Below are 13809 nucleotides of genomic sequence, written 5' to 3'. Positions count from 1 at the left end.
ATAGGCCGTCTGAAATATTTTCAGACGGCCTATGAGTTAAAGCGGTTTATCTTGATTAGGCTTTTCTTGGTTAAGTTTATCGGTTTCAGATATTTCCGAATCGGCTGCCTCAATCGGCGGCTCGGCAGTAGATTCTTCCGCCCGCACCTGATTCGCTGTTTCCGCTTCCATCATATCCGCGTTATCGGCCGGCTCGTTTTCAGACGGCATATCGATATTGTCCAAATTATCCACATGCGCCTGCGCCACCATTTCATCGAAATCATCATCTTCTTCATTGTTGCGCGGATCCAAATCTGCCGCCATCGCGCCCGTGTTGCCCGACACATTCACAAACACGCTGCGCTCTTCTTCCGGCACTACATTCTGCTTCCATGCAAATGCCGCCAAGCCGCCGGCTGCCAAGGCATACAGCGCGTAAAAGCCCAAATGCGGCGCATAATCCATTACCACGCCAAGCAGCAACGGCGCGGTCAGCGAACCCAAACCATAACAAAACAGCAAGCTGCGGCTCACTTCCACCGTGTTCATATTGTTCGGTAATTGGTCGTTCGCCCGCGCAATACTCAACGCATACAAGCCAAACAATCCGCAACCGAACACAAACGCTACCGCATTATGCAGCATAGGCGTTGCCAAATGCATCGCCATCGCCGCCAAGCCGCTCAAGGCCGCAACGCAAGCCAAAACCGAGCAACCCAAAATCGCATTGCGGCGTCCGAATTTATCCGACAATCGCGCCAGCGGTAACTGCACCATAAAACCACCAACCATCGCCGATGTTAAAAACGCCGAAATCTGTTGCAAACTAAACGCCTGCTGCAACAAAAACACCGAAGCCATGGTAAACAGCCCGTTCACCAACACACCCGCCCAAAACGCAGTGACGAAAGCCAACGGCGCAATCGCCAACACGCGCGGCACATTAATCTTTTGGCGTGGCGGTACCTGCGGCGCTTTCATCTTGGTCAGCGACACCGGCAACATCGCCGTCATCACCAACAGCGTGCCCAACACAAACACATTATCGCTCGACAAATTAAAGCTCAACAGCAAAATACCCAGCGTAAACGCCAAGTAATACACCAAATTATAAACCGCCAACACCCGCGCCCGCTTTTCCTGCGCACTCTGCTCGGCAAACCAGCTTTCCGCAATCATCAGCATGCTGAAATAACAAAACCCCAACACCACACGCAACACACCCCATGCAGTCAGGTTTTCCGTCATCAAGTGCGTGAGCGATGCCATCGCAAACACCGCACCAAACACACTAAAGCTGCGGATATGCCCCACCCCCGACACAATCCGATGCCCCGCCACCGCACTTAACGATGCACCTGCAAAAAATGCCGCATTCAACGCACCGATGACGATATTATTGACCCCCATTTCCGCCAGCTTCACACCCGCCGAGTTCAAAAACAAACCAAAGCCGGCAAAAAGAAAAAACACCGACGCAAACAGCGAATAAAAGCGGTTGGACAAAACGGCAGACATAGAAAATTCCTTTGGTGTGTGGTTTAGATTGAGCGGAATAATTTATAAGATGATATGCGCATTTAAACATAGAAATGCGGATAAATACAAAAATGCCGTCTGAAAAATTTTCAGACGGCATGGTATAGTGGATTCACTTTAAAATAGGACAAGGCGGTGAGCCGAAGACAGTAGGATAATACGGCCAGGCGAACCAACGCCGTACTATTTTAAAGTGGATTCACTATAAATATAAATATGCACAGCCCACAAAGATGTTCATTTTAACGCAAGTTAATCCAACTTCTACACGCAAAAAAAGACGGCATAAAAGCCGTCTTTTTACATCAAACCGTTTTCAGACGGCCTTCAGGCCGTCTGAAATGTTTGATTATCGGATTACCACTGATAACCTACAGCAGCAGTTGCACCGTAATTACCGCGAGAGTTTCCGGAAGCCGTACCTTTCACGATCCAGTTACCGCCGTCGGAAATGCTTGAGAAGCCGATTGCATAACCGGTTTCGCCACGGTACACACCACCACCGATAGCCATCATGCTCTTACCCGGCAAGTAAGCTTGCGGCAGACCGGCAGTTGCCATGGCTTGTGCCACACCTGCATTGGCGTTGTTTTCTACGCCGTCAATGCGGTTGTGAACATTGGCGTTCGAAGCTTTCAACTGGCTGACATTGACTGCGTCAGTATCACCTACACCCGGGGCAACGTTTGTGATGCGGTTACCACCGTTGTTCAGACCGTCTTTGGTCAAAGTCACCGGGCTGCCTGCGGCACCGTTATTGATGGTCACACCTTTGTTATTCACAGTGGTATCACCTGCTTTTACGGTATCTGCATTCACAGTACCCGCATTAACGGCAGTCGCCTGCAAGCTGTTCAAGCCTTTAACATCTTTGTTCAATTGGATTTCGAGCTTATTGCTGCCGTCCGCTTTCACATTGATGTTGCCTTTTGCCGACTTGAAGCTTTCCGAAGCCGCTTTGTCAACGCCTTCACCCTGTACTTTAACCAAAGTATTCAGCTTATGGCTGTTTACGGTATCTTCATTGTTACCGGTAAAGTTCAGACCATCGTTCAAAGTCGCAACTTCTTCCTTAGCTCCGTTTGGTTTAGTGTAAACAATGCGGGTTTGGTTGCCTTCACCGTTTTGGCCGTCTTTACCGTCCAATGCGGGGGCGACTTTTTCAAACTTCATGCTTACTTGGCCGTCTTTGCCGTCTTTGCCGTCAACACCGTTGAACACGATTGCTTCGGGGGTCAGATTCAGTCCGTCTTTACCGTCAGTACCTTTCAGACCGACAGAGCCGTCTTTGCCGTTGATGGCAACACCGGAACCGTCCGCACCGTTGACACCGATAGAGCCGTCAACACCATTTTTGCCATCTGTGCCTTTTTCGCCCAGTACCATTTGGTCTGTGGTGGCTACAGTAATCTTGTTACCGGCTTGGGTAACTTTGATGTTTTTACCGGCATCGATGGTTACGGTTTCGCCCGGATTCACCAGTTCTTCTGTTGTGCCTTCGGCCTCGCCGGCAGATTTGCTGGTAGTCAGAGTAAAGCCCGAAGCATTGATCGCATCAGCAACGTTTTGTACTGTTGTGACTTTATCCTCGTCACCTGCTTTAGGCGCAACCTTACCTTTGCCAACTGTTGGCGTGTTACCGGTGTTGTTTACATCGCCGTCGTTGTACTGAATTGCACCGGTTTTCGCTGAAACCTGGGTGGTTACAGGGTTGCCGGCGGTATCGACTTTATCACCTTCACCATTTGGCCGGGTGTAATAGTTGCCATCGGTGTGCTTGTAAACAGTATCGCCATTCTTAGTCACGTACGTGTACTCGGTGGTCTTACCGTCTACATTCACATTGAAGGTCACATCGGTTTTCCCGCCTTTTTCGTCAGTCGTAACAACTGCTGTTGTACCTTGACCATCAACAAAGTTTACGGTGTCGTAAGGTTTCACGAAATCTTTGGCTTCGCCGTTACCTTGGATGTTCCAACCGGCGTTCAATACGTCGCCTACAGTTGCTGCATTGTTGTACATCTTCGCAGCATCTTCAGGTGTCGGTGCTTCTTGTGACTTAGTCGGCTTAGTGGCGGCAGCCGCAGTCGGTTTGCCATCTTCGCCAACAGTCATGTCGCCTGTGTTGTAAGTCGGCTTCAAGTTACCTTTAACATTCGCCAAGTTGGTCGGTGCGGTTGTGCTGCCATCGGCGTTGTTCATCGAAGCGATGACATCACCATTGTCAACAGTGTCGCCGCTTCCGTCAGGCTTGGTATTGAAGGTTTTGTTGCCGTCTTTGTCGGTAACCAGGTAAACCTTGTCGCCTTCTTTGTTGGTGTAAACCACCGGCAATTGGGCATTCTCGACAACAGCTTGGTTGTTTACTTTGATGTCGTAATCAAGGTTGCCGTCAGCCGTTTCTGTCTTATCAACAGAGATACTGTTGTCGCTGGATTTCACGGTAGTACGTGAATCTTTCAACTGTTTAACATTCACAGCATCGGTATCGCCTTCACCGGCAGCGACATTGGTAATTTTCTTATTACCGGCATCAATACCGTCTTTGGTTACTGATGGGCCGCCAGTGATTGTCAAACCATTGTCATTAATGGCGGTGCCTCCTGTGGTTACAGAGCCATCTTTACCTAAGTTAACATCTTTGTTCAATTGGATTTCGAGCTTATTGCTGCCGTCCGCTTTCACATTGATGTTGCCTTTTGCCGACTTGAAGCTTTCCGAAGCCGCTTTGTCAACGCCTTCACCCTGTACTTTAACCAAAGTATTCAGCTTATGGCTGTTTACGGTATCTTCATTGTTACCGGTAAAGTTCAGACCATCGTTCAAAGTCGCAACTTCTTCCTTAGCTCCGTTTGGTTTAGTGTAAACAATGCGGGTTTGGTTGCCTTCACCGTTTTGGCCGTCTTTACCGTCCAATGCGGGGGCGACTTTTTCAAACTTCATGCTTACTTGGCCGTCTTTGCCGTCTTTGCCGTCAACACCGTTGAACACGATTGCTTCGGGGGTCAGATTCAGTCCGTCTTTACCGTCAGTACCTTTCAGACCGACAGAGCCGTCTTTGCCGTTGATGGCAACACCGGAACCGTCCGCACCGTTGACACCGATAGAGCCGTCAACACCATTTTTGCCATCTGTGCCTTTTTCGCCCAGTACCATTTGGTCTGTGGTGGCTACAGTAATCTTGTTACCGGCTTGGGTAACTTTGATGTTTTTACCGGCATCGATGGTTACGGTTTCGCCCGGATTCACCAGTTCTTCTGTTGTGCCTTCGGCCTCGCCGGCAGATTTGCTGGTAGTCAGAGTAAAGCCCGAAGCATTGATCGCATCAGCAACGTTTTGTACTGTTGTGACTTTATCCTCGTCACCTGCTTTAGGCGCAACCTTACCTTTGCCAACTGTTGGCGTGTTACCGGTGTTGTTTACATCGCCGTCGTTGTACTGAATTGCACCGGTTTTCGCTGAAACCTGGGTGGTTACAGGGTTGCCGGCGGTATCGACTTTATCACCTTCACCATTTGGCCGGGTGTAATAGTTGCCATCGGTGTGCTTGTAAACAGTATCGCCATTCTTAGTCACGTACGTGTACTCGGTGGTCTTACCGTCTACATTCACATTGAAGGTCACATCGGTTTTCCCGCCTTTTTCGTCAGTCGTAACAACTGCTGTTGTACCTTGACCATCAACAAAGTTTACGGTGTCGTAAGGTTTCACGAAATCTTTGGCTTCGCCGTTACCTTGGATGTTCCAACCGGCGTTCAATACGTCGCCTACAGTTGCTGCATTGTTGTACATCTTCGCAGCATCTTCAGGTGTCGGTGCTTCTTGTGACTTAGTCGGCTTAGTGGCGGCAGCCGCAGTCGGTTTGCCATCTTCGCCAACAGTCATGTCGCCTGTGTTGTAAGTCGGCTTCAAGTTACCTTTAACATTCGCCAAGTTGGTCGGTGCGGTTGTGCTGCCATCGGCGTTGTTCATCGAAGCGATGACATCACCATTGTCAACAGTGTCGCCGCTTCCGTCAGGCTTGGTATTGAAGGTTTTGTTGCCGTCTTTGTCGGTAACCAGGTAAACCTTGTCGCCTTCTTTGTTGGTGTAAACCACCGGCAATTGGGCATTCTCGACAACAGCTTGGTTGTTTACTTTGATGTCGTAATCAAGGTTGCCGTCAGCCGTTTCTGTCTTATCAACAGAGATACTGTTGTCGCTGGATTTCACGGTAGTACGTGAATCTTTCAACTGTTTAACATTCACAGCATCGGTATCGCCTTCACCGGCAGCGACATTGGTAATTTTCTTATTACCGGCATCAATACCGTCTTTGGTTACTGATGGGCCGCCAGTGATTGTCAAACCATTGTCATTAATGGCGGTGTCTCCTGTGGTTACAGAGCCATCTTTACCTAAGTTAACATCTTTGTTCAATTGGATTTCGAGCTTATTGCTGCCGTCCGCTTTCACATTGATGTTGCCTTTTGCCGACTTGAAGCTTTCCGAAGCCGCTTTGTCAACGCCTTCACCCTGTACTTTAACCAAAGTATTCAGCTTATGGCTGTTTACGGTATCTTCATTGTTACCGGTAAAGTTCAGACCATCGTTCAAAGTCGCAACTTCTTCCTTAGCTCCGTTTGGTTTAGTGTAAACAATGCGGGTTTGGTTGCCTTCACCGTTTTGGCCGTCTTTACCGTCCAATGCGGGGGCGACTTTTTCAAACTTCATGCTTACTTGGCCGTCTTTGCCGTCTTTGCCGTCAACACCGTTGAACACGATTGCTTCGGGGGTCAGATTCAGTCCGTCTTTACCGTCAGTACCTTTCAGACCGACAGAGCCGTCTTTGCCGTTGATGGCAACACCGGAACCGTCCGCACCGTTGACACCGATAGAGCCGTCAACACCATTTTTGCCATCTGTGCCTTTTTCGCCCAGTACCATTTGGTCTGTGGTGGCTACAGTAATCTTGTTACCGGCTTGGGTAACTTTGATGTTTTTACCGGCATCGATGGTTACGGTTTCGCCCGGATTCACCAGTTCTTCTGTTGTGCCTTCGGCCTCGCCGGCAGATTTGCTGGTAGTCAGCTTGAAGCCTGACTTGTTGATGGCATTGACAACATCATCACCGGTAACAAAGCTATTCGCATTGCCTTCAGGATTGGTATTGTTTACTGTACCATCTTCATTTGGTGTCAGTGTCGCTTTTGCTACCGCAACATCGTAAACGGTATTGCCGTCTGCATCATTGTCTTTCTTAGCAACAGTGACAGACTTGTCTTCAGACTGAACAACAGTCACGGTGTCTTTAGTTTTCGGCAAATTGTCTGTCATCACAGTCAAATTACCATCATCGCCCACTTTGATGGTTTGGTTATCAACTTTTACATCGTATTTAACGGTTGAAGTCGTACCATCTGAAGTTACTGTTGCTGCCGTACCTTTACCATCAGCAAAATTTACGGTGTCGTAAGGTTTAACGAAATCAACTGGTTTGCTATTACCTTGGATGTTCCAACCGGCATTCAACACATCATTTACTGTTGCTGCATTATTACCTGTTACATCAGCAGGCTTAGCCTGGCTAGGCGTTGAATTGTCAGTGGCAGGCAGGTTATTTTTCAGATTGGTAATCTGATCACCATTCATATTAATACCATTGGCATTAATGGTTGGGCCTTCATTAACTGCAATGCTGTTGATATCTTTCAGTTCTTTAGCCAATTTAACTGTCAAGGTGTCAGAACCGTTAGATACTACAGCAATATTGCCGTCTGAAAGCTCACCAGTTGCACCGCCTTTAACGTTAACCTGGGTACCCAGTTTGCGGTCAAAGTTTGCACCGGTGTCGCCGGCAAAGGTTAATGGCTTAAATGCCTGTTCAGCTGTTTTGTTGATGGCTTCATTGATATTGGTTACCGGTTTGCCGTCAACAGTGATGGCATCACCATTTACTGTATTACCACCTACATTAACCGTATCTGCGGTAACTTTATTAAAGACAACGTCATCGGTCGTAGCAACGGTAACTTTACCGGCTGCTTGAGTCAGCTTGATGTTCTTACCGGCATCGATGGTTACGGTTTCGCCCGGATTCACCAGTTCTTTTGTTGTGCCTTCGGCCTCGCCGGCAGATTTGCTGGTAGTCAGAGTAAAGCCTGATTTGTTGATGGCATTGACAACATCATCACCGGTAACAAAGCTATTCGCATTGTCTCCCGGATTGGTATTTTTTACTGTACCATCTTCATTTGGCGTCAGTGTCGCTTTTGCTACCGCAACATCGTAAACGGTATTACCGTCTGCATCATTGTCTTTCTTAGCAACAGTGACAGACTTGTCTTCAGACTGAACAACAGTCACGGTATCAACATTTTCCAATGCTTCTTGAACATTGTTATATGTGTTGCCATTAACGGTAAAGTTAGCTGTTACATTACCTTTTGCATCCACCTTAGAATTCTTTGGATTCAATGCCTTAGCTACTGAGCTGGCAACATTGTTGATGACGTCTTGGGTAGCGTATAGCTGGCTACCATTGATTGCATCTGTAGATGTAGCAGAAACATTACCTGCTGCGACATTAATGATTTGACGCTCTGCATCTTTCTTACCAACAGATACCACACCTTTTGCTGCAGAACCAACACCGGCAAAACCACCGTAAGTAATGCTGCCTACAGTTGCCTGAGTTTCTGAAGTAGCAGCACGGTCGGCAGATGCATTACCTAATACTACGCTGTTGTTTTGAGAAGTAGTCACGCTGTTACCCAAAACATAAGTATTGGCATTGGCAACTGTATTCTCACTACCAAAAGCACCCGCAGATTGACCACTTACATCATTCATACGGCCTACTGCAATCGCTTGCTTACCACTTGATTTGGATAAAGTACCTACCGCAATAGCATCTGCATTAGAAGTCAAGGCACGGGTACCGAATGCAATACCGTTTTCGGCTGCTTCTTTAGATTGCGCAGCTTGGCCAATCGCAATCGAACGCGTACCCTTCGCTTGCACGTTGGTTTCACCATCGTATTGAGAACCTGAAACAGGAACGTCGCCATCCATCAAAGTGGCTGCAGTTGCCGTTGAACTACCGATGGCAATAGATTGCTCACCGGTAGCAGTTGAAGAGTGACCCACTGCCAAGCTGGCTTGGCCGCTGGCAATGGCAGTTGTGCCCAATGCCATTGCAAAATCTTTTGTTGCGGCAGATTGGCGCATCATAGCTAATGAATTGTTACCTGCGGCTAAAGCAGCGGCACCAAGCGCTACCGAAGATACACCTTTTGTTTGAGCGAATGGGCCTACAGAAACTGCCAAGCCATTTGAAGTTGCTGCGTAATCACCAATCGCGATACCGGAAGATATATTGACCCTATCATAATATACGGTATTGGCTCTATTACCGATAGCAATACCGCTAGATTGCGGCAATTGAATACCATTTTTCTGGTTCCACGCCATCCTAGGATCGACATCTTTAGGATTACCGTAACTGAGATTTTCCGGATTATAATAATTAAATAAATTGCCACCAGACCTAGCATTAGCCGTTGCCACACCCGGTTCGTTGGTTTGGTCCGTAGCCGACAGAGTATTGGTACCGCCGATAGCTACATAAGCATGAGCCGCGGTTACCGGCAAAAAGGCCGATACCACAAACGCAGCCACCGGCTTCAATACCGCATTCCATTTAGAAGCGGCCTCAATGCCTTGGGCACCGACGCCGCTTGATTCTTGTTTGCCACGTCCTTTTGCAATTTCTGCAACAGCAGTCCATGTTTGCGTAACTTGGTTAAAAACCACTTTATATATTTTATTCATTGCTTAATCCCAGTTGTTATATTCAACGGTAAATTGATGGATATGACAAAATTTGTCAGTAATCGACAAATTTCATCCTTTAGTATTTCTCAATGAAATATCAATCCGACACACCAATTACCCTATTATCAAGGTAGATAGCCGTATATCTTGCATTATTACTCCCACATATATTGATATGCAGCTATCTTTACCCATTACGCATGCAATTACTATGCCAAAATTTAAAGTTGATTACCTTAACCCGCCTTGTTCAAACAATAATTGACTCATTATTTATTTCAACAAAAGCTTCGGACGGCAACAAAAAAGCCACTCCCAATCTCGGAGCGGCTTCTATCATGCCTTTGGTGTTACGCCCATTGCGCCCATTCTTTCAACAGACGTTTCACGGACACGGGGTACGGCGTTTTCAACTCCTGCGCAAACAGCGACACTCGTAATTCTTCAATCATCCATTTAAACGCGGCGATTTCAGACGGCACGGGCAAGCCTTGTTTAATCAAGGTATCGACTTTAGCCTGCCACATTTGTTCCAAGTCTTGAATCTCGGCTTCGCGCGCTTGATCGCGAACCGGATTGCTGCTGTATTTGTCCATGCGCAGGGTCATGGCTTTGAGGTAAACCGGCAGGCGCGGCCATTGCTGCCACGGGGTACGGCCGGCAAAGCCTTCGGCCAGTAAGGCATTGGTGCGTTCGCGCAAAAGGCGGCCCAACGGGTGTTTGCCAAGCTTGCCGTTAAGTTCGGTATAGGCGGCGGCTATTTCCTGCAAATAGCGGCTGACGGCTTCTTTGACAGCAGGCAGGCGGCTGCGGGCGCGTTTGATTTGCTCTTTAAACGCTTTTTCATCGCGCGGCAAATCATCGTCACCGATAAAGGCGCGGTCGCACACGGCTTGGGTGAGGTCTTCGCGCAGGATATCGGCATTGATGTGACGCAACAGCATGGCGGCTTGGGTGAAGCCTGGCAAGCCTTTATTCAGGTCTTTCACATGCTCTTTTAATTGCAGTTTCATCAATTCAACCACCCCTTGGCGATGTGCTTGCCCGGCGGCTTCGGCTGTGTCAAAGAGGCGCAGGGCGATGTTGCCGTTTTTCTCTTTTTGCAAACCGAGATAGCCGGTGAGCTGCTGCTTGCCGCGGGCGAATTTGACGGACTCGGGCAGTTTGCCGATGTCCCACGTTTTCACATCGCCGCGCTCGAATTCTTGGGTGTTGTCGCGGAACATTACCGCCGCCGCTTGGCCGAGTTGCTGTTGCAATTCGTACAATTTGCGACCGCCGGCCAACTCTTGGCCGCCGTCATCAACCACGCGCAGATTGAAATAATTGAAATCCGGCAGCACGTGCATCGCCCATTCGTCCAGATTGATTTGCTCGAGAATGCGCATATCGCCGGCGGTTTTGGCGATAAAGTGGGCCAGCTGCGGAATAATCGGCTCGCTGCGGTTCGGTTCGCTTTCTAAAAACTTGGTCACAAATTCGGGCACCGGCACGCAGATGCGGCGGATTTGTTTCGGCAAGGCTTTAATCAGCAGCTGCAGTTTTTCGCGCAACATGCCCGGCACCAGCCATTCCAGTTCGGCCGCATTTAGACGATTGAGCACGGTCAGCGGCACGGTCATGGTTACGCCGTCAAGCGGATGATTTGGCTCAAAACGGTACGCCAGCTTGAATTTACCGTCGGCGGTTTTCCAGAATTTGGGAAACTGCTCTTCGGTAATGTGTGCCGCAGCGTGTTGCATCAAATCGTCGCGACTGAGAAAAAGCAGCTTGGGCTCGGTGGCTTCAGCGGCTTTGAGCCATGTTTGGAACGTACGGATGTCGGCAAGCGGTTTAGCCTTTTCAGACGGCCTTGAGCGGGATGGGTGTGAACCCGCCTTTTCCGCCGTGTTTTGTAATGGCAGGTTTTCAGACGGCACATACATTTCAGGCAAACGCTGATTGTAAAACTCAAACAATACTTCATCATCCACCAACACATCCTGCTTGCGCGATTTGTGCTCCAGTTCAGCCACTTCGCGAATCAGTTTTTTATTGCGGACGAAAAAATCCGCCTTCAAATCGGTTTCCTGTGCCACCAGCGCGCCGCGAATAAAGATTTCGCGCGCTTCTTCGGGCGCAACTTTGCCGTAGGCTATCGGACGGCGCGGCAATACGGTCAGGCCATACAATGTCACACGCTCGCCGGCCACCACTTCGCCGCGCTTTTGTTCCCAATGCGGCTCGAAATAATGGTAACGTACCAAGTGCGGCGCTTCCTGCTCAATCCACTCAGGCTTGATTTCCGCCACATCGCGCGCATACAGGCGCGTAGTTTCGGTAAGCTCGGCGGCCATCACCCATTTCGGTTTACTTTTGAACAAAGCCGACGCGGGGAACAGATGAAAATGGCTGCCGCGCGCGCCGGTGTAATCATGCCCGTCGGGCGACTTCATGCCGACATTGGCAATCAGGCCGGTAAGCAAGGCACGGTGGATTTGCTCGTAGCCGGCTTCTTTTTGCGCACGGATTTTGGCGCGATGGTCTTTTTTATCCAATTGTTTTTGTTTGAATTGTGCCGATAAATCTTGGTCGGCTTTGTTTTCAGACGGCCTTAAATGCGTTTGTGCCGGAGGCCGTCTGAACGCACGTTCTTTATCGGTTAAGCCCATTTCGATGGCGATTTCGGCCAGTTGTTTGTGCAATTCGCGCCATTCGCGCATGCGCAGGTGCGACAGGAAATATTGTCGGCACCATTGCACCAACTGTTTGTTGGACAAACCTTTGTCCCGCTCACGCTGAAAGCTGTCCCAAATATTGAGATATGCCAGAAAATCAGATTGCTTGTCAGTAAACCGCTCATGCGCCTTGGCAGCGGCTTCGCGCGCCTCAAGCGGCCGCTCGCGCGGGTCTTGAATCGACAAGGCCGACACAATAACCAGCATTTCCTGCACGCAATCGTGTTTTTTTGCCGCCAACAGCATACGGCTGATTTTCGGGTCAATGGGCAGCCGCGCCATTTGTTCGCCAAGTTTGGTCAGTTCGTTTTGCCCGTTGACGGCCCCCAATTCCAACAACACCTGAAATCCATCATTGATATACCGCTGGTCGGGCGCTTCGAGAAACGGGAACGCGGCCACATCACCCAGCTTCAGCGCGGCCATGCGCAAAATCACCGCTGCCAGATTGCTGCGGATGATTTCGGGATCGGTAAATGCGGGGCGTTGGTTGAAATCTTCTTCTGAATACAATCGGATACACACACCGGAGGATACACGGCCGCAGCGGCCGGAACGCTGACGCGCCGCCGCTTGCGAGATTTTTTCCACGTGCAACTGCTCGACTTTGGCTCGCGCGGAATAGCGTTTCACACGCGCCAAACCGGTATCGATGACATATTTAATGCCCTGCACGGTAAGCGAAGTTTCGGCGACGTTGGTGGCCAATACGATGCGGCGTTTGGTGCCGTTTGGATGAAAGATTTTGTGCTGTTCGGCGTTCGACAAACGAGCGAACAGCGGCAGGATTTCATCACTGCAGCGCAACGGCGATTTACGCAGGGCTTCGGCGGCTTCGCGGATTTCGCGTTCACCCGGCAAAAACACCAAAATATCGCCTTCGCCGTAACGCGCCAATTCATCGGCGGCATCGACAATGGCATCGGTCAGCTCGATTTCGGCTTCGTCTTCATCGGCTTGGTGCAACGGACGGTAAAGGATTTCTACAGGAAAAGTGCGGCCGCTTACTTCTAACACCGGCGCACCGTTAAAGTGCTTGGAAAAACGTTCGGCATCAATCGTGGCCGAGGTGATGATGACTTTCAAATCGGGGCGGCGCGGCAACAGTTGTTTCAGGTAGCCCAGCAGAAAATCGATATTCAGGCTGCGTTCGTGCGCTTCGTCGATGATGATGGTGTCGTAAGCGGTAAGAAAACGGTCGGTTTGGGTTTCGGCCAGCAAAATGCCGTCGGTCATCAGCTTCACATAGGCATCGCGCGAGGTGTTGTCGTTGAAACGCACTTTGTAGCCGACGGTTTCGCCAACCGGGCCGCCCAATTCTTCGGCAATACGCTCTGCTACCGAACGCGCAGCCAAACGGCGCGGCTGGGTATGACCGATTAAACCTGCCGTGCCGCGCCCCAGATCCAAGCAGATTTTCGGCAACTGCGTAGTTTTGCCGGAACCGGTTTCACCGCAAATAATGGTGACCTGATGGTTTTGAATGGCGGTTTTGATGTCGTCCAAACGCTCATGCACCGGCAGATTTCCTGCATATTCCGGCTTCGGCAGCTTGGCTTGTCGGTTGAGAAAACGTTGATGCGATTGTTGGTATTTTTGCTGCACCGCCTCTTTACCGCCAAAACGCTTGGGATTGTTCAAGGCTTGGCACAGGAAATGGCGGTCTTTGGAAAGGGTTTGGGACAAATCGAATTGAAACGTGGCTTGATACATGTAGCGTTCGGCTTATTTCATAGAAAATAAAGCCTGATTATAG

At 49.5% G+C, this 13809-nt stretch carries 3 protein-coding genes; all 3 read right to left on the bottom strand.

All coding sequences use genetic code 11. The features are described from left to right. Positions 1–36 precede the first annotated feature (36 nt). The 3 genes from H4O27_RS12185 to hrpA all read right to left on the bottom strand — a co-directional run bounded on the left by H4O27_RS12185 (position 37) and on the right by hrpA (position 13766). A complete protein-coding gene (locus tag H4O27_RS12185; protein ID WP_165009342.1) occupies positions 37–1500 on the bottom strand; it encodes an MFS transporter in 1464 nt (487 codons plus the stop codon). Positions 1501–1878: 378 nt separating this feature from the next. Beyond that, on the bottom strand, positions 1879–9333 hold the full coding sequence (locus tag H4O27_RS12180) for a YadA-like family protein (protein ID WP_193004281.1): 7455 nt from the start codon (positions 9331–9333) through the stop codon (positions 1879–1881). 353 nt (positions 9334–9686) lie between these two features. After that, positions 9687–13766 (bottom strand): ATP-dependent RNA helicase HrpA, encoded by a 4080-nt coding sequence (gene hrpA, locus H4O27_RS12175; RefSeq protein ID WP_165010078.1) that lies wholly within the window; start codon positions 13764–13766, stop codon positions 9687–9689. Positions 13767–13809: the final 43 nt, after the last annotated feature.

The sequence above is a fragment of the Neisseria yangbaofengii genome (genome assembly GCF_014898075.1).
Classification (GTDB): domain Bacteria; phylum Pseudomonadota; class Gammaproteobacteria; order Burkholderiales; family Neisseriaceae; genus Neisseria; species Neisseria yangbaofengii.
The sequence above is the reverse complement of the archived record's forward strand: the minus strand, read 5'-3'. Positions and strand labels throughout refer to the sequence as shown.